15 protein-coding genes are annotated in these 18637 nt (G+C 64.4%); 11 read left to right on the forward strand and 4 right to left on the reverse strand.

What is annotated here, in order from left to right:
* Window positions 1-3: 3 nt before the first annotated feature.
* Entirely contained in the window at window positions 4-1272 is a 1269-nt protein-coding gene (locus ACZ3HL_RS00535) for a ferredoxin--NADP reductase domain-containing protein (RefSeq protein WP_465416572.1), read from the reverse strand.
* A 494-nt stretch (window positions 1273-1766) separates the two neighbouring features.
* Between ACZ3HL_RS00535 and ACZ3HL_RS00540 the strand changes: the two genes are divergently transcribed.
* Window positions 1767-3617: an AfsR/SARP family transcriptional regulator gene (locus ACZ3HL_RS00540; protein ID WP_465416570.1), complete on the forward strand. Its 1851-nt coding sequence runs from the start codon at window positions 1767-1769 to the stop codon at window positions 3615-3617.
* 22 nt (window positions 3618-3639) lie between these two features.
* Here ACZ3HL_RS00540 and ACZ3HL_RS00545 read toward each other — a convergent pair whose 3' ends face one another.
* Window positions 3640-5439, reverse strand: coding sequence for an AfsR/SARP family transcriptional regulator (locus tag ACZ3HL_RS00545; RefSeq protein WP_465527770.1), 1800 nt, complete (start codon window positions 5437-5439; stop codon window positions 3640-3642).
* Between the two features lie 817 nt (window positions 5440-6256).
* Between ACZ3HL_RS00545 and ACZ3HL_RS00550 the strand changes: the two genes are divergently transcribed.
* The 9 genes from ACZ3HL_RS00550 (at window position 6257) to ACZ3HL_RS00590 (ending at window position 16034) form a co-directional block, all read left to right on the forward strand.
* Window positions 6257-6637, forward strand: a complete 381-nt coding sequence (locus ACZ3HL_RS00550) for a TetR/AcrR family transcriptional regulator (protein WP_465527772.1) — start codon at window positions 6257-6259, stop codon at window positions 6635-6637.
* Entirely contained in the window at window positions 6571-6753 is a 183-nt protein-coding gene (locus tag ACZ3HL_RS00555; protein ID WP_465416712.1) for a hypothetical protein, read from the forward strand. The genes ACZ3HL_RS00550 and ACZ3HL_RS00555 overlap by 67 nt, the downstream gene beginning before the upstream one ends.
* Before the next feature lie 621 nt (window positions 6754-7374).
* On the forward strand, window positions 7375-8001 hold the full coding sequence (locus ACZ3HL_RS00560; protein ID WP_465529061.1) for a hypothetical protein: 627 nt from the start codon (window positions 7375-7377) through the stop codon (window positions 7999-8001).
* Window positions 8002-8187: 186 nt separating this feature from the next.
* Window positions 8188-9111, forward strand: coding sequence for an ABC-three component system protein (locus tag ACZ3HL_RS00565; protein ID WP_465527774.1), 924 nt, complete (start codon window positions 8188-8190; stop codon window positions 9109-9111).
* Window positions 9108-9356, forward strand: coding sequence for an ABC-three component system middle component 6 (locus ACZ3HL_RS00570; RefSeq protein WP_465527776.1), 249 nt, complete (start codon window positions 9108-9110; stop codon window positions 9354-9356). Before ACZ3HL_RS00565 ends, ACZ3HL_RS00570 begins: the two co-directional genes overlap by 4 nt.
* Window positions 9353-11080 carry a DUF2326 domain-containing protein gene (locus ACZ3HL_RS00575; protein WP_465527778.1) on the forward strand — a complete coding sequence of 576 codons (1728 nt, stop codon included), beginning with the start codon at window positions 9353-9355 and terminating at the stop codon, window positions 11078-11080. Before ACZ3HL_RS00570 ends, ACZ3HL_RS00575 begins: the two co-directional genes overlap by 4 nt.
* 52 nt (window positions 11081-11132) lie before the next feature.
* The gene (locus ACZ3HL_RS00580; RefSeq protein WP_465527780.1) at window positions 11133-12032 is read left to right on the forward strand and encodes a PIN domain-containing protein; all 900 of its coding nucleotides are present in this window, start codon (window positions 11133-11135) and stop codon (window positions 12030-12032) included.
* A 270-nt stretch (window positions 12033-12302) separates the two neighbouring features.
* Complete coding sequence (locus ACZ3HL_RS00585; RefSeq protein ID WP_465527782.1) at window positions 12303-13343, forward strand: hypothetical protein; 1041 nt, start codon at window positions 12303-12305, stop codon at window positions 13341-13343.
* An 858-nt stretch (window positions 13344-14201) separates the two neighbouring features.
* A complete protein-coding gene (locus ACZ3HL_RS00590; protein ID WP_465527784.1) occupies window positions 14202-16034 on the forward strand; it encodes a PA domain-containing protein in 1833 nt (610 codons plus the stop codon).
* A gap of 107 nt (window positions 16035-16141) precedes the next feature.
* Here the strand turns inward: ACZ3HL_RS00590 and ACZ3HL_RS00595 are convergent, their stop codons facing one another.
* Together ACZ3HL_RS00595 and ACZ3HL_RS00600 are read right to left on the reverse strand one after the other, a co-directional pair.
* A complete protein-coding gene (locus ACZ3HL_RS00595) occupies window positions 16142-16912 on the reverse strand; it encodes a TIGR03943 family putative permease subunit (RefSeq protein WP_465527786.1) in 771 nt (256 codons plus the stop codon).
* Complete coding sequence (locus tag ACZ3HL_RS00600; RefSeq protein ID WP_465527788.1) at window positions 16909-17940, reverse strand: permease; 1032 nt, start codon at window positions 17938-17940, stop codon at window positions 16909-16911. The genes ACZ3HL_RS00595 and ACZ3HL_RS00600 overlap by 4 nt, the downstream gene beginning before the upstream one ends.
* A gap of 234 nt (window positions 17941-18174) precedes the next feature.
* On the opposite strand from ACZ3HL_RS00600, the gene ACZ3HL_RS00605 reads away from it, so the two are divergent.
* Window positions 18175-18531 carry a hypothetical protein gene (locus ACZ3HL_RS00605; protein WP_465527790.1) on the forward strand — a complete coding sequence of 119 codons (357 nt, stop codon included), beginning with the start codon at window positions 18175-18177 and terminating at the stop codon, window positions 18529-18531.
* Window positions 18532-18637: the final 106 nt, after the last annotated feature.

Consider the following 18637-nt stretch of genomic DNA (forward strand, 5'->3'; position numbering starts at 1 on the left):
TTCTCACTGACCACGTTTTCCGATGGCCAGCATGGCGCCGAGATCCGAGACCTTGCTGCGGTCCCGGCCCTGTGCCAGGCCCCGGCTGATCTCGTAGGAATCCAGGCGCAGCCAGTCGGACCAGCTCACGAACTCCGTGCCACGGCGATTCAGCAGGCGTGGCACGGAGTTCGGATCCGATGCCCGGGAACGGCGGCCGTCCGCGAGATCCTCGACGACACAACGCGCCGTCTCCACCGCGTCCGCCTTGTTGGTCCCGATCACCCCGGTCGGGCCGCGCTTGAGCCACCCCGTCACGTAGCAGCCGGGCACCGGCCGTGCGCCACCGTCGACGATCCGGCCCTTGCGATGGGGCACCGTCCCGGTGCGTCGCTCGAAAGGAAGCCCTGGCAACGGATCCGCGCGATAGCCCACGGCACGGAGGACACTCTGGACCGGAAGCACCTCGCCGGCGCCGCCCTGGCGGGTGTCGGCCAACCGCAGTCCACCCACCGCGCCGTCGCCCTCGATCGAGGCCGCGCTTCGCCAGAACCTCAGATGGATCCGCCGGGTGGCGCCGGTCGCGGGGCGTCGAGAGAACTCTCGCAGAAGGTCGACGTTGGCTCGCGTCTGCCGGTTGGTTTCGAGTGCTCGTTCGTCGGCATCGTCCAACCGTAGATCCTCTGGCCGCACCAGGACGTCGACACCGCGCAACAGACCGAGTTCCCTGAGTTCGACGGTGGTGAACTTGGCTTGGGCGGGCCCGCGCCTGGCCACCAGGTGCACATCGGTGACACTGCTGCACCGCAAGCCGTCGAGGACGTGATCCGGTACGTCGGTGCCCGCCAGCTCGCGGGGGTCCTTGACCAGGAGCCTGGTCACGTCCAGTGCGACGTTGCCCGCTCCGAGCACGGCGACTTGCCTGGCGTGCAAAGGAAAATCCATGGGCGCGTCCGGATGGCCGTTGTACCAAGCGACGAATTCGCCGGCGGCCCTGCTGCCGAGCAGGTCCTCACCGGGCACTCCGAGTTCGCGATGCCCGGGTGCCCCGGTCGCGAAGATCACGGCCTCGTAGTGGGTGAGGAGATCGTCGAGGCCGATGTCCAGGCCGAACGTCACGTTGCCGAAGAATCGGACGGCGGGATTCTCCAGCACCCTCCGCAGAACGGTGCTCACCGACTTGATCCTCGGATGGTCCGGTGCCACGCCATAGCGGACCAGGCCATACGGAGCGGGCAACCGGTCGAACACGTCGAAGGCCCCGCAGCGGTCCGATTTCAGCAGGGCCTCCACGGTGAACACCCCCGCGGGCCCCGAACCGACAACCGCTACCCGCGGCGTACTGGCTGACGACACGGCTGTTCCCCCTCCTCCGACATCTCTTGCCGTCAACGCTAGGAGCGTCTTCGCGCGCCGGCATCGGCCGTCGGTCGACCGCTTCCGTACAGAAAGTCTTGAAGAGCGGGAAACCGGCTACATCGATCGGATGACCCCAATGGCGGCAACAAGGGATCGCGGCGTCCGCGGGAAGTGACCATCGGCCACGTCGCCTGTCGATAAGCGCTGGTCAGCAGGTCGGCGACCGGGCCCGGCCTGGGTGCGGAGCGCGTCTTCGTCAGCCGGTAACAGCATGGGATCCGCTGTAGTAAGCCACCACCGAACTTCAAGGGCGGGAGTCGTCACACCGGATAGATTGGTGGCACTCACAAGGGCGCCCGAAGGAAATCGATATCCGCACATTGCGTACGGGCCGTCGAGTTACCGACAACTGGGGGAGCGTGCTGACGATGGAGGTCAATCTGCTGGGCCCGCTCGAAGTGTCTCGCGATGGAGTGGTGATCACTCCGTCCGCGCCGAAACTTCGGCGAATGTTCAGTCTTCTCGCACTGCAGGCCAACAATCTCATCCGAACCGATCAGATCATCGACGAGCTCTGGGAGGACAGGCCGACGACGAGCGCCGCCACGACCTTGCAGACCTACATCTACCAACTGCGGAAGCTGCTGGGGCTTTCACCGGCTCAAGGGGTGCGTTCCGCCCGTGCGGCCGACGTGGGTGGCGCCGCTTTGCACACCCTGACGAACGGTTATGTCCTGACGCTGCCGTCGAATTCGCTCGACTCGAACCGGTTCGAGCGACTGGCGCAGCGTAGCCGGGCCGAGTTGGAATCGGGAGCGGTCGCCACCGCGTCCGAGACCCTCGCGGAAGCTTTGCGGCTGTGGCGGGGCCCGGCGTTGGCCGACGTCAGCACGGGGCCGATCCTGGACGCCGAAACGCGACGTCTGGAAGAACTCCGCAAAGGCGTCCTCGAGCAGCGTATCGAGGTGGATCTCCAGCTGGGCAAGCACAATGAACTGCTCGGCGAGCTCACCATGCTGGGGGCGCAGTATCCGACCCACGAGGGTTTCCAAGCGAAGTTGATGCTGGCGCTCTACCGGGCGGGCCGACAGGCCGAGGCGCTGCACGTCTACCACCGCACCAGGGACGCGCTGGCGACCGAGCTCGGCCTGGATCCCACCGAGTCGCTGCAACGGTTACAGCTCGCGGTCTTGAGTGCGGACCAAAGCCTGTCTCTGCCGGCGCCAGGCGGGAGCACGGTCCTCACCAGGCGGTCGCGGCCTCCGCGGCAGCTGCCTCCGGACGGCGCGGTTCTCATCGGCAGACGAGCCGAGAGCGCCGCGGCACTGGAGGCGTTGTGCACTGGACGGGGCAGGGTGGCAACGGTCGTCGTCATCGCAGGCCCTCCTGGCGTCGGCAAGACGGCGCTGTGCAACCACGTCGCGCATCAGGCCGTGGACAGATATCCGGACGGACAGTTCTACGCCAAGCTGCTCGACGGTGACGGCAGCCCGGTCGAGCCGGGTGAGGTGCTGGCAGGCCTTTTGCGGGCGGTGGGGGTGGCCGATGAGCGGATCCCCTCGTCGACGGATGAACGCAGCAGGATGTTCCGCACCTGGACCACGGAACACCGGGTGCTTCTCGTGCTGGACGACGCGGTCAGCGCCGAACAGTTGCTCCCCTTGCTGCCGTCGAGCGCGGACTGCGGGGTTCTGGTGACCAGTCGTCGGCGCCTGTTCGTCGCGGCGACGAGTATGACAGTGGAACTGCGGCCGCTCACCGAGCCCGAAGGAACTCAGCTCCTGACCGGAGTTCTCGGCAGCGACCGGGTCGCGAGGGACGAACAGGCGGCGCGAAAGCTGGTCAAACTGTGCGACGGACTCCCGTTGGCGCTGCATTCGGCCGCCGCGCTGTTGCAGATTCGTCAGCACTGGGCGATCGGGAGAGCGGTCGGCAGGCTGAGCATGGAGATCGGCGAACCGTCGCTCGGTTCCGACATCCTCGGTCTGTGGAACAGTGTCGAACGAAGCTATTCGGTGGCTCGCCCGGATGCTCAAGACGCCTTTCGCAGATTGACCAAAATGGACGCCGACCGTGTTTCGGCGACTTTGGCCGCCGGGGAGTTGGAGGTGGACGAGCAGCGCGCCGAGTCACTGCTGGAGGATCTTGCCGAACTGCGGCTGATCGAGGTGGCCACGTTCGACGACCAGATCGGTCATACCCAGTACTGGTTTCTTCCCAGTGTGCGGGCCGTCGGTCGCGTACTGGGCACGCGAAAGGAACTCTGCCTGCCGGCTTGAACGACCGACGCCGGCCCGGTGTTCAGCCGGGCCGACGTCGGCGCCTGTGCGTACAGAACGGCGTCCGGTGCCTCCGGATCAATGGGCGGCGGCGTGCGGCGTCTTCGACGAGTTCTTGGGCGTAGCAGCGAATCAGCGGATGGAACTCGTAGTTCACCGCCGAATTCGTTTCTCCGGATACTCGAAGGAGCCCGTGATCGACGAGGGTGAGCAGAATCCTGCCGATCTCGGACCGGTCGTAGCCGAGAGAGGAAGCCGCCTCGGCTTCGGTCAACGCGGCCGTTCCCCCGGTGGCGAACTTCCGGAACGCGAGCTGGGCTCGTCTCGGCATGTCGCGGTAGCTGCCGGCGATCCGTCCTCGTACGTCCAGATCGTGAAAGGACAACGCGTCGAGCCTGCGAACACTCTGTTCCAGCTGGTGGAGCACGGTCCGGATCGGCCAGCCGGGCACGGCACTGAGCTGGGCGCCGACCGCTCGCAAGGCCAAAGGCAGACCGCCGCACAACTGGGCTATCCGGTCCACCCGAGCACGCTCGCCTGCTATCCGTTCCCTGCCGACCATCGCGGACAGGAGTTCGGCACTCTCGGCCGGTTCGAGCGGGTCGAGGCCGACCACACGTGATCCCACCGCCGGGTGGATCCCCCGCCGGGAGGTCAGCACGACAGCGCACCGCGGCCCAGCGGGAAGCAGCGGCTGTATCTGTCCGGCGGAACGGACGTCGTCGAGCACGACGAGGACCCGCTTCGTCGACGTCCAAGTGCGGAAGAGCGCCGCTCTGTCCTCCAGATCGCCGGGCAACCGTTCGGAAAAGCCCGCCGCCCGCAGGAAGCCGCCGAGGATGTCCGCCGGCTCTCTGGCTTCGTCGCCACTCGCGCCGAGACAGGCGTACAACTGTCCGCCCTCGAACCGGGCTCGCACCCGTTGCGCGACGCGTACCGAGAAGGCGGTCTTACCCACTCCTGGCATACCGTGCACCGACAGCACTCTCGGTGCGAGGTCCGCGAGGCCGGCCGACGTCAGCCACCTGATCGAGTCCTCGACGAGGTCGCCGCGGCCCACGAAGTCGGCGCTGTCACTCGGCAGCTGCGCGGGACGTTCGGCCGCGGTGACGACCTGCGCTTTCCGTGGGATGACGTTCGGCGCCGGCTCGCCCGCCAAGACGGCCTGATGCGCCTCCTGCAGGAGTTGCGAAGGTTCGAGGCCCATTTCCTCGACCATTTCGCGCCTGAAGCGCTGGTAGACGCGCAAAGCTTCGTCGCGGCGGTGGCAGCGGTGCAGGGCCAGCATCAGGTGACCGTGAAACACCTCGCTACGTGGATTCGTGATCACGAGCTCTTTCAGCTCGCTCAAGAGTTCACGATGCCGCCCAAGCTGCAGGTCCGCTCCGATGCGGAGTTCGAGAGCTCGGAGCCTGCTCTCTTCCAGGCCGGTGACATGCGCGGCAAGCAGCGCACCGGTCTCCATGGCACTCATCTCGGGCTCTCGCCACAGCCGTAGAGCCTCTCGGAGCGATTCCGCGGCCAGCCGTGGTTCGTCACGCTCCAGCGCGCTCTCTCCCCGCCGTACCAGATATTCGAACCGGTGCAGATCGAGGCAGGGCGGTGGTATCTCGAGGAAATAACTCTGCTGTTTGGTGTGCAGGGCGAAACCATACCTCGCAAGGTGAGCGGGGAAGAGTAGCGAACGTAGTTTATGGATATAGGTGTGCACCGTCGTGCGTGAGCTGGGTGGAGGCTGGTTTCCCCACAGTTCCAATACCAGGTCGTCCATGTTCACGGGCGTGTTGCTCCGCAACAGTAAAAGTGTCAGAATCCTGCGCATTTTCGGTGCGCTCGGTGTGACATCTTGCCCGTTTATCCTGACTGCCAGCGACCCTAGAACCTTGCATTGCAAATCCACCCGAAGATCCTCCCCCGGGCACGATAAAGGCAGAGTCTTTCAGATTCCATGCATATCGTGCCGAGAAAGGATCTTATCGGCGCCGACGTCGTTGTGTCAAGAAACTAAATCAATGGCGAACATGCCTCGGTTTCGCGGGCCGCTTACGGAGCTGAAACCGCGGTTCGCGCGCTGGTCGCAATGAATTCCACGGCAGCGAAGCTTTCCTGGGGTCGAATCCGCAGTGTGGGCCGTCCTGTCTGTGCTGATCCGTCTTGTGTGGTCCCTGTGTTGTGCGACAGCGTTTTGCCTCCACCTGGTCGGCGGTGCGTGTCAGCCTGGGCGGATGGCTTCATCTGGAGCATGCCGCGAACTCGTCGGCGGGTCGCATTGTTATCACGTACGTCGTCATGCTGCAATTCGCGTCGGTTGCGTTCGGTCCGGTGTGACGCTTGAGGGTTTCGGATCGTGGAGACGTGAGTGTGGTTCGGATTCCGTGTGAATCGCTGCAGATGGTCGATTGTAAGTTCGCGCCCGTGCGGCCAGTGGTGCGTAGAGGCTCTATTCGATCGTCGAGGCCGGGGTGGCGGGGTGTCGGAGCGGTGTGCCCGCTTTTCGTGCCGGCCGCGGCTGTAGCTAGCCGCGTCCGCGGGGCATGTTGTCACTTGGGGGCGTTGCTGATCTGCCTCATTCAAGTTGGTCACCCGAATGGGGCGGTTGGTCGCGGGTATGGTCGCGCCGGTTGACCTTGGAGGCGGCTATGGCGGAATTCGCCGCGCACGGGTACGTGGGTTCCCGGATAGCGGCGATCGCGACCCGCGCCGACGTCAATCAGCGGCTGATCTCGTACTACTTCGACGGTGAACAGGGTCTGTATCAGGCGATGTCGGAGAGGGTGGGGTCGGCGGCAGAGCGAGTTGACGGCGCCGGGGACGCCCCTTTCGGAGCAGGTGCGCCGCTACGTCCTGGAAGTGCTCTCCGGGCATGCGTCTGTCTGCGTGGTCCGGCTTGGAGTACGACGGACCGGAAAGTGACCCGGACCACGTGTCCAGAGCAAGGCGCCTGGGTGGGGCCGTGGAGCAGATCGAGCGGCTGCGGACTTCGGGGAAGCTGCCGGACTGGGTCGATCCGGAGTGCCTGACCGTGATGGCCGCCGCGATGGTGCCTGTGAGCCTGCCTCATGTCATCGAAGGCCTGGTGCGGGCCGAGCCGGAGTCTCCCGAGTTCGTCAAACGCTACGCTGACCAACTCGCCTAGTTGATCGACCACCTGGACCCGGCGAGCCGTGGCCGGTAGCGGTGCGAGGTCGAGCGGTAGCGCAGGGTTCACTCGTGTAGCGCGGAGGAGGCCCTCGGTGCGAAGTTGGCGAGTAACCGTTCCCGGCCCCGGTTTAGTGCTTTTTCACGGACGTGGCCGAATTTCACCCTGAGGACGTCCGTGGCGACATGCGGGTATGCGGGATCACACTGGTCCGGAGAGGTGTGGCCATGCGTTCTGGACGTGGGTTGAACCCGGTCCGGGCCGGAGGGGCCTGTCCGGCCCCTCCGATCCCGCTCTCCTCTGCGACGTGCCCCCGGCAGGGCACGTCGCAGATGGGAACAGCTCCGACCAGGGGTTCCTTGAGGGGGCGGCTGGTCGTTGAGCACCGGCTTTCGCTCGATGGGGCTGATACGGATTCTCCGGCTCGAAGCGCCTACGGTGGTCGGCCAGTCGCGCGCCTACAGGTTGAGAGTCTGAACGCCGACGTGTCGGACGGTGCCAGGTGATGGCAGCTCGAGCTCGCCTGTGCTGTGTTCTGTCTCCAGCTCCCGCTGCGGGGTGGTTGGCGTGGTGAGGACTGACGACCGGCGTGACCCGTTGGTTTCGGCGGTGAGCACGATGGTGGGGATCGTGGTCGGGTTGACGTTCCTGTTCGGGTTCGGCAACGTCTTCGCGCTCGCCCTTCGGCTCGGAGTCCCGGTCTGGGTTGCTCCCTTGGTAGCGCCCGCGGTGGACCTGACGGTCGTGGCGCTGCTTGTGGCGATCCGGCGGCTGTCGGCTGAGGGAGCCGCTCCGGAGGTGTTGCGCTCGGCGCGGCGCCTGTTGGTTCTCGCGAGCGCAGTGACGCTGGCGTTGAACGTGGCCGAGCCGCTCATCGCTGGCGAGGTCGGCAAGGCGTTGTTCGACGCGGTTGGGCCACTGTTGCTGATCGGCTGGTCTGAGGTCGGGCCGGGCCTGTTGCAGGCGCTAGCTGGCGGACGGAAGCTCGCCGTGCCTGGAGCTGAGTCATTCGTAGGAGCGCCGGAGCTGCCGAGTACGACTGCGGGGAATCTCGACCCTGATCTGCTGGAACGAGCGAGGCAAGCCGATGCGCGGCACCGCGCGGTGCATCAGCGGCCGATCTCAGCAGAAAACCTTCGACGCGACCTCGGCGTCGGTGCGGAGAGGTCACGGATCTTGACGCGCAGAGTCCGTGAAGAGTGGGGCTGCTACCCGTCGCTCGCAGGATTGAGGGCACCGTCGTGAGCGGGTATGTCGATCCGTTTGCGATTGTCGGCAGCTGGTCGTAACGGCAGAAGAACCATGTCCGATCTTGTCGACGATGCGGTCACGTCGAGTCTCAGCGGCTCGGGGCGTCCGGCCTGGCAGAATCGCGTCGATAGGGCTCTCGCTGTACGCAGGGTGGCCTCGACGGGGAGGAGGGGTGGTCAGGTGGACCGGCTTGCGTTCCTCTGGTTTCGGTGGCAAGCCGAGTTGGCGCTGCTCAAGCACAAGGCCACTGCCTTTCAAGACCACTTCAACGACGTTATGGAAGCGGTTCACGGCGTCGACTTCATCAGGGTCCGCCCAGCCGGGAACGTCGGGGATCGCAAGTGTGACGGGTACCTGCAGTCGACCGACACGGTGTTCCAGGTGTATGCGCCGACCGTGGTCAAGTTGGCTTCGTGGGTGAGCAAGATCGATGACGACTTCGCTGGTGCCAAGGCCCAATGGAGCTCGATGCGAGCGTGGACTTTCGTGCACAATCAGCACGAAGGGCTACCCGCCGACGTCACTCAGACGCTGCTGAGGCTCAAGTCCGAGAACCCCGACCTGGTCATCGAACAGTGGCCACCTACCTATCTGAGAGAGTTGTCCAAGGACTTGGCCGAGGACAAGCTGATGCGGGTTTTCGGCCACCCTCCGCGGGAGCAGGAGATGCGTGCCCTCGATCGGGGCGACATCGCCGAAGCCGTCGCCGGGTTGGCCCTGCATAGCACTTCATGGGTACTCGACTCTGCTGATCTACCAGTTGTAGATCCCCGGAAGCTGGACTATAACCAGCTCTCGGAGTACCCCCGGCGCCTCATCGCTGCCGGCATCGCTCAAGCCCGCATGGTCGAGGGCTACTTCGACAACAACCCGGACCCCACCCTGAGGGACCGGGCTGGAACGCTGATGAACGTCGAATGGCTCAACCTGCAGCGCCGCGGCGTGACAGGCGATGTCGCGTTTGACGCTCTCTACGAACGAGTGGCGGCCAACGCCGAAGGCTCGCGGGAGGCGTCCACCGCGCTCGCGTTGCTGGCCTACCTGTTCGAGTCCTGCGACATCTTCGACAACCCGCCCGCCGACTGGACGGGAACGGCGGCATGATCACTCCGACCAAAGGCGTTCGCCCTGAGCGGTCACTGCTCTACCTCGGCGGGCAGATCCTCGCCGATCTCGGCGAACCCAGCACTGTCAGCGCTGCATGGGAAGCCTTGGCTCGCCGACGTGAGCGCGAAGGACAGGACTCCACTATCACCTTCGATTGGTTCGTCCTCGCTCTCGACTTGTTACGTGCCCTGGGCGCCATCCGGTTGCGTGACGGCCTGATCGCCAAGGCAGGCGGACAGTGATCCACGAAGTCACCAGCAGCCTGCCCAAGTTCAAGACCGTGCGATTCGGTCAGGGGCTGAACGTCGTGCTCGCCGACCGCACCGACAAGTCCACACAGACCGACACGCGCAATGGCAGTGGGAAGAGCAGCCTCATCGAGATCCTGCATCACTTGCTCGGCGCCAAGGCTGGCCCCAGCAGCATGTTCCGACAGCCACCCTTGGATGAACACTGGTTCGCCATGCTCTTCGATCTCGGTGGCCAGCGGGTTCGGGTGCAGCGTGACGGAGCCACACCAGGCAAGGTCACCGTCACCAGCTACACCGGTGAGGGGGCTGTCCAGGACGAGGAAACGATCTCTAACGAGCAGTGGAAACGCCGGCTCGCCGCGGAGGTCTTCGGCCTGCGCGAAGAGGGCGACTGGGCTCCGTCCTTCCGGTCATGCATCAGCTATTTCCTGCGGAGGCAGTCCGCAGGTGGGTTTCAGACCCCTACGAAGCACTTCAGCCAGCAGATGACCTGGGACGTCCAGGTCAACCTGTCGTTTCTGCTCGGCCTGGACGTCGAGCTGGCTCGAGCTTGGCAACGGCTCCGGGAACGCGAACGACAGATGGAGACCCTCCGGAAGGCTGCCCAGGGTGGAGCACTCGGTGAGATCGTCGGCAACGCCGGTGAGCTTGCCAGTGAGCTCGCCGTGGCCGAAGATGAAGTCAACACGCTTACCGAGTCCGTCGCCGATTTCACGATCATCCCGAGCTATGCCGCTGTCGAAGCTGAGGTCACCGGGCTTGGTCAGCGGATCCGCTCTCTGAACAACCAGATCATCTCCGACCGTGAGTACCTCGTTCAACTTGAGAGCAACCTCGACGACGTCCAGACGACCCGACCGACGGGCCTCGCCGAGGTGTACGCCGCTGCTGAGATCCAACTCCCAGACGTCGCGCTGGCCGCTTACGAGGACGTAGAGGCATTTCACGACTCCGTCATCGCCAACCGCCGTCAGTATCTAGACGCCGAGATTCGCCGCATCACCTCCGAACTGGCCGCCAATACAGCCGCGCGCGATCGTCTTGCCGAACAACGCTCTGGCGGATTGCGTCTGCTTGCAAGCGGAGGCGCAGCCGAAACCCTGCTCGAACTGCAGCGCGATGTCGCCAAGCGCCAAGTTCGCGTCGAACAGCTTCGCCACCGCTACGACAACGCCGTCGCGATCGAATCAGAGCAGGGCGAGCTCCGGCTCGAACGCCAGAAGCTTGCTGCTGCCCTGACTCGTGATCTTGCGGAACGCCAACAAGTGCTGCGTCCGGCATTTGTGATCTTCGAGCGGCTGTCACAACGCCTCTATGCCGATCAGCAACATGGCCGGCTGGTGGTCAAGGCAACCGACAACGGTCCTGAGATGAGCGCGTCCATCCCCAGAGGACGCAGCAAGGGCATCACCAACATGCAGGTGTACTGCTTCGACCTCGACTTGACGACTCTCTGGGCCCGTAAGGAGCGCGGACCTGGCTTCCTTGTCCACGACAGCCACCTGTTTGACGGCGTCGACGAGCGCCAACGAGCGTCAGCGCTCCAACTTGGCGCCGAGTATGCAGCGGTCGAAGGGTTTCAGTACATCGTCACTCTCAACAGCGACGAAACGCCGAACGAACTACCCGATGGGCGCGTACTCGAAGACTTCGTCCTTCCCGAACGTCTTACTGATCACGGGGAGGACGGCGGTCTCTTTGGCTTGCGTTTTTGACTGTGCTGGCTACGCACCCCGCTAAGCAGCGTCACAGTGCTAGAGGAGCACCATGCCTAAACAAACGAAGCCGCGAGTTCCAGACACCTACACGGAACGCTTGCTAGTCGAGCTGACCAACATTCATGCTGCGTACTCCGACATCCTTTCCGCATCGCGAATCGTTGACATCAACCCGAATCGCGGTCGAAATAGCGGCCTGGTACGCGTGGTTTACGCGCCGTGGGGTTGGGCGCCTAGCTCGACGTCCCATGAAACTGAGCGGATGGCGCTACTGGGGCTCGTTCGTGATTGGGGACCGCGGTACCGACTGCTCTTTCCTCATCCCACTCCCTCCGTCAGCGAGCGGCTGGACAACGGTCTTCGGCTCTTGGAAGACTGGCTGTTCAGGCCAAACGGAGCGCACGGCGTTCCCTCCACCATCGAAGAGGCTGTTCGCGAGCTCGACCGGGTTGTCGCCGACCTGCGTGAGCTCGCCGACCTCCTGCCGTCCGACGACTACAGCATTCGCCTTGCCGTCGACACCAACACCCTCATCGACGACCCCGATCTGGCAGTGCACGTTGCCACGCTCGGCAGCAAATACATGGTCCACCTGCTGCCGGTCGTGCTCGGCGAAATCGACGACCTCAAGCGAGGCGGTAGAACCCAGGAACAACGCGATGCGGCGAAGCGAGCCGAGAAGCGGCTCAAAGGACTCCGAACCAACGGAAACATTCGTGCTGGCGTCCGCGTCGCAGGTGATGTGTGGGCAGTTTTCGACCATATCGAACCGCGCAATGACCGACTTCCCTCGTGGCTAGATTTGACCGTGCCTGACGACCGCCTCGTCGCCTCCGTCTTGCTCTTGCAATCCGGTCATCCGGGATCCGCTTTCTACGTCGCGACCAGCGACATCAACATGCAAAGCAAACTTGACGCAGTCGGAATACCGTTCATCGAACTGCCCTAGCAAGCCCTCGGCGCCAGGAAGGCCGAGCAACGGGTTGTGCTCGTATGTTTACCCCGAACCATCGGAGTCGGTAAGCCGTGGCCCCATTGCGGCCGAGGGACGACGTGCTCTGTCTGCGCAATGAGAACGCTATCGCCGGGTGGCTAGGAACTGCTCCAAACGCAGGCCGCTATGTCACGGCCGCATCAGACCGAGCAGTTTCCGCCCCTTCGGCGGTAACGCCGGTGGCACAAAAGACGACTGAGATTCCAACTCGAGGAGGTGAGTCAGTTGGCCGAAGCATCGTCAACGGCTGCAGCTGAATCCAAGTTGCGCGACGTGGCCTACTTCCACGAAGCCAGCTGGGGGCCTGAGCATACCGATTGGATCAAGAGCCTGCTGTTGTTCTTCGACGGGGTCGCGCTGCTCGTACCCGACTACATGTATGAACGTCCGCTGTTTACCGACCCCACTTTGGCCCTGCCGCTCGCTGAACAGGGCCTGCTGCACCGGCTCAGCCCGGAACGGTTAGTTGATCAAGAAACTGCGGTAGCTCTCACCGATCTCCTTGACGGGATGATCAGGATGGGCGCGTTCGATGATCTCGATCGAAACACCGCGTTCGCAGAACTGTCGTACTCGCGGCTCGGTGGCACTGCTGATGCCGACTTGGCCGAGATTGTCCTGGAACAACTTCGCGACCGCGGTCTTGCCCGTCACAGCGCGGACGATGTGTCCATTCCGTTGCATCCTGCCGTGCGAGCACTCGTGCTGACCGTGCTTCCGCAACTCCTGCGTAACCCTGCTGAAGCAGCTGGCTACGCACTGCAGCCCGTCAGCGGCCGCGCTCGCCAGCTCCAAGCACTGCAGGAAACGTTGAATATGCCCGCGTTGCCGACCGCCGGGCATGTCGTCGCACTCGACCTTGAGCAGGTCACTCTCAACCTTGCGCCGGTACCTCTCGATGAGGTTCTTGATTTCCGTCAGCAGTACGGCGCAGAGCATCGCGCTTATGCGCGTGATCTCCGTGCTTTCGTTCGGAACCTCGCAGCGCTTGATCACAAAGACCACGAGCAGGCATTTGCCGACCGCCGCGAAGCTCTTATCGACACGGCAGACCAGCTCCGGCGTCTCGCTCGGAAGTCTTGGCGCCGACCCCTGGCGTCGTTCGGGCTCGGAATCGCGGGAAGTGCCGTTACCTTCGTGTCTGGCAATCCCATCGGTGCCGCGCTCGGTGCTGCCAGTGCACTGCTCGGCCTTCGCCGGCAAGCTGACCCTGCCAGCGCCTATACTTACCTGTTCCGCGCGCAGGACCGCCTGTCTCGAGATTGATGGAAGTAATCCGGGGGTCCGGCCTGTGTTGTCGACCAATCAGGCACTGAGGCGGCCTTGCTGAGGCAGAACATCGTGTTGGGATGGCCGTGGACGGGTCGCCCGACACGCCTCCTATGCAGCAGAGTGGATGACTGCATCGTCAGCGAAGGGCTGTGGTGTAGGTACTTCTATGGGGCGTCGTGTTGATCGTCTGGCGCGCAAGCGCGGGGCGATCTTTCTAGCGGAGCGCCAGGGGCGACGCGACGTCGGCGACCCTGGCCTGGGCGAGGAGGCTCGGCTTCGCGCGGAAGCTGGCCGGCTGATCGCCGAGCTGAATGAGCGTTCCGGCCTCGACGATGGATGGCAGCTGAGAAGTTTGCTTCGCGGGTACTATCGTGGTTAGTATGCAGTCAGCGGGGCCCATGCACGTGGGTCCCTCGGTGGCACGGCGGGCGCGAACTCGATCCTGTACCCGGGTTCGTGTCCGCCGTGATTTACGTCTGGGGTGCAAGCCGCCGTTGGCAACTGTCCTTATTGGACCCTGTGAGCGACAAAGGTCGCCTCCATGCTTGTTGTGCCGAAGTGTTGCCTCATAGGCGTATCAGAATCAGTGGGGCGTTGTGGAAGACGGCGCTGTTGCCCCAAGTGTTGCGACGCGCCGTGGCTAATTGACCGCGTGGGACGTCGGTGGATCGAACGCGCTGAGCGTAGTACGAAAGACGGCTTCCGGAGCGCGAATTCCGGACGTAGGGTCCTCTCGCTGGAGGACCGTCCAATCCGGAGGCAGCGATGCGGGTTCAGCGAAGACGAGGCGTTCATCGCCTAGCTCTACTAAGTGTAATCGTAGTGGTACTGGGTGGATTGACATCGGGTGCGGTGAGCGCGCACCCGGACCAGGGCGGCGGACGGGAGGATTTCCCCGGAGAGGGCGTCGCCGATGGTTTGTACAAGCAGCACAACGGAACCGAGGGGCATCTGCCGCCGGTCAACCGGAATGTGCAGCTGGTGGGCAAGGGTGCGGTCACCAATCCGTCCGGGGCGGGAAACACCGGCCGCGTCGCGGATGTCACCGCGTTCGGCGACTACGCCTACCTGACCGGGTTCCGTGAGCCGACGTGCGAGAAGACCGGCGTTCATGTCATGGACATCTCGAATCCCGCGCAGCCGACCGAGGTGACCAGCGCGTTCATCCCGACCAGCGACGGCTCCTACGCCGGAGAGGGAATCCAGGTCGAGCGCATCAACAACGGCTATTTCCAGGGCGACCTGCTCGCGCACCAGAACGAAACCTGCCCCGGCGCCACACCGGCGCCTGGGAAATCGGGCGGGATCTCGCTCTGGGACGTCAGCGATCCACGGCATCCGAAGTCCGTGGCGCTGCACACCGGTGACTTCACCGCGCCCGATGGCACTCTCGAGACGAGCCCGAACCAGACGCACAGCATGCGGATGTGGACGAACAACTTCGACAAAAAGACCTACGTGGCCCTCGTCGACGATGAGGAGCTGACGGACGTCGACATCCTGGACATCACGGACCCCTATCGCCCGGTGATGGTCAACGACGGGTTGGACCTGACGAAGCTGTTCGGCGTCGACCAGGCCAAACCCGCGAACCTGACCTCGATCTTCAGTCACGACATGATGGTCACGAAGATCGGCCAGCGTTACGTGATGAACGTGAACTACTGGGACGGCGGGTACGTTCTGCTGGACGTCACCGATCCGCAGCCGGGCAAAGTTGCGCTGATCGCCGAAAGCGACTACGCCGCCCTCGACGAGGAACGGCTGGCACGGGGTCAGCAGGTCGCGCCGGAAGGCAACGCGCACCAGTCGGAGCTTTCCCCGAACAGGAAGTTCATGCTCGGCACCGACGAGGACTTCAACCCGTACAAGATCGTGGCGAAGATCGATTCCGGTCCCTATGCCGGCACCGAGTACAACGCGACCCAGGCACCGGACACTCGCAAGATCGACGAGAACAGCTCTGTCAGCGGACCGGTCACCTTCGTCGGCGACGCTTGTGACCCGGCGGCCGTGGCCGCGGGTACCGGAACGGCGCTCGTGGAACGTGGCACGTGCTCGTTCCAGGTAAAGCTCGACAACATCATGGCCAAGGGCTATTCGGCGGGCATAGTGTTCCAGAACGTCCGGACCGATTGCGCCGAGCAGGTCTCCATGCTCGCCACCGGAACGATCCCGTACGTGTTCGTCAGCAGGCTGACCGGGCTGCAGCTGCTCGGCCTGCCTGGTGTGACGGAGGCGAACGCCTGCGCGACCGCGACGGCACCGGCGGCCGCGCCGGTGTCCACCACGATCAAGGCCGTGTTCGACGGATGGGGTTACGTCCGGTTGTTCAGTACCGACATCCCGAACCAGCGTGGGAAAGCCGGTTCGATCAGCCAGATCGACACCTACGCGGTCCCGGAGTCCCAGGATCCTGCCTACGCCCGCGGGTTCGGTGACCTATCCGTCCACGAAGTCGCGATGGATCCGGACGATAGCAAGATCGCGTACATCTCCTACTACGCCGCGGGGTTCCGTGTCGTGGAGTACGGCAAGGGTGGCATCCGGGAGGTCGGCGCCTTCATCGACCAGGGAGGCAACAACTTCTGGGGCGTCGAGGTGTGGAAGGACAAGAAGGGCCAGAAGTACGTGCTGGCCAGTGACCGCGACTTCGGCCTGTACGTCTTCCGATTCAACGGATAACGAATCGCAGCGCCCTGTCTGACGCGGGGTGGAGGGCTCCTTCTTCACGCAGTTCGTGGGGAAGGAGCCCTTCCTTGCGCGCTGAGCCGCCTCTGGCGGACGGAACCTCAGTATTCGTAGGGTTCTTCAGGAACGGGGACGACCTTCAGCGCCGTGACATCGAGAATCGGCGTACCGGTGGGTTCAGTCGCGGGTTGCTGCCGGACGCGGCCCGTGACCTGAATCCATTGGTCGTTCTTCAGCGGAGGAAGGCCGGCACCGCCGAGCTTGACCTTCAGCGGAGAAGCATCGGCCGCGCAACAGGCGATGACGAGCCGTACCAGGTAGGCGTTCTTCCCTCCGTGAACGACGAACCCGGTCAGCTGCAGCGTGCGGCCGTTGAGGGAATTGGTGGAATCCGATTCGGCCCTGGCGATCATTTCGCTCATCCTCAGCGGCAGTACGTCACCGGCGGGCAGCGGCGGAAAGGCGGTCTTCACCAAGAGTTTCCGGTTCTGCGCATCGGCGACGCCCTGGCCGCCGGAGCGGTTGACCGAGTCTGATCCCAGTGCGGGGGGTGCGACCAGGAAGATCGCCAGCACCGGGAGCACGAGCATCCAGACACTGCGGGCTTGATGGCTGTGTGGGCCGCCGTCGACGGGGTGGCAGGCCGCGTCGGCGGCAGGGGCCTCGCTTGCGACGGCAAGGGCACGCCGGCGGGCATCCGTGATGTCCTTGACGATGGCCGCGACGGCGAGAAGCATCATCACGGCGCTGGCGACGAGCAGCCAAGGCTGCTGAGCGGGTTTCACGTACCGGAGATAGGTGCCGTCCAAGGTGATTTTCAGCAGAGCGCCGCCGAGCAGCATCAAAAGGATGTTCTGCGTCTCACGCCTCATTGCCCGCCTCCGAGAATGAGCAGACCGGCGCCCACTCCGCTGGCGACGGCGACGAGGAACGCCAGTGGTACGAATCGCGCGGTGAAACCGCGCCCGAACGTGCCGGTGTACAGGGCGATCAGCTTGACGTCGACCGCCGGGCCGACGACCAGGAAGACGAGCCGGGGGAGCAGCGGCAACGCCGACATGGACGCGGCGACGAACGCGTCGGCCTGGCTGCACAACGCCAGCACGACGGCGAGCACGGACAGCACCACGGTGGCGAGCACCACGTCGCCGCCCAGGGACTCCAGCCACGACGACGGGATGGCGACGTTGAACACCGCCGCGGTCAGACCGCCCAGGACCAGGAAGCCGCCGGCACTGACGAGGTCATGGCGCGCGGTCTCGGCGAAGGTCGACCACCGGGACTTCCCGGCCTCGGTGTCGTAGCGACGGAGAGCTCGTTCGGCGATCCAGCCCGCGCGCCCGAAACGGGCCCAAAGCCATCCCACGATCATCGCGGTGAGCAGGGAGGCACTGAATCGGGCGAGCACCATCTCCGGTCTTCCGGGAAACGCCACCGCGGTGGCGACGAGCACCACGGGATTGACGGCGGGCGCCGCCAGCAGGAACGTCAAGGCGGCCCCCTGCGGAACGCCTTGCTGCATCAGGCGCCGGGCCACCGGAATCGAGGCGCATTCGCAGCCGGGAAGCGCGATCCCGGCCGCGCCGGCCACCGGAACAGCCGCCGCGGCGTGGCGCGGCAAGATCCGGTTCAGCACTTTGGGTGACACGAAGGCCGCGATCGCGCCGCTGACGAGCACACCGAGGACGAGGAACGGCAACGCCTGCACGCATACCGCGACGAACACCGTCGACCCCGTTCGGAGCGCGGGGACATCCAAGACCCTGACCAGCCACTGCTGAGTCACCAAAGCCAGGATCAGCACCGCGCAGAGTACCTCCATCGAGGTAATTCGCCGCCGCCGCGCGGAACCGCGTCGCTTCGGGAGTTGAGGCTCGGCGGCCTCCACCGTCGTGGACATGGCTGCCATGCTACGACCTTGCTTAGTAGGGTCTGACGTGCGGTGGCATCGTCGGGTCATGGTGTGAATTCGACGTTCAGGCGATGTTCCCGGACAGTGGAACAAAAAGTGCCTGACCGGTATCCCTAATGAGTCGGGTGGTTTTTCCCTTGCGAATTCGTGGCCGAAGGTGCATATCCTTTGCTACAGTGGCGCACTGTGAGTGTCTTTCTCGCTACTCTTCGTCGACCTTTTGTGGTCCTGCTGCTGCTGGGCGCACTGGTCGTGGCGGGTATGCAGATCGAGACCTGTGGCGAGGAACATTTCGCCTCACATGAAAATCATTCGGAATTGGTGCCTGCTCTTCCGGCGTCACACGAGGAGCCATGCCCGGACGATGACGGGCACGAGCATTCCCGTTCTCTGTTCGCCGTCGCGGCGCGCGGGAGCGATGGAGCGCCGGTCCCGCAGGAGCATTCACCGCCGGGAGCGCTGAGATTCGCGGTCCCTTACCTCGGCAGTTCAGTTGCCGTTCACAGTAGTCAGCGGCAGATCGTCATCGACCGGCGTGGACAACGGGTCCTCGTCGAGTTGTGTGTGTCACGCACCTGATCGCGTCCGTATCTCCGCATCGCGACCACTGACAGCCCGGGGCGGCTGAAGAAAGCCGTTCCAGGGGGTGGCTGTCGCGCCCGGAACACCGGACCGCACATTTCAT

The sequence above is a fragment of the Amycolatopsis sp. NPDC000009 genome (assembly GCF_055563465.1).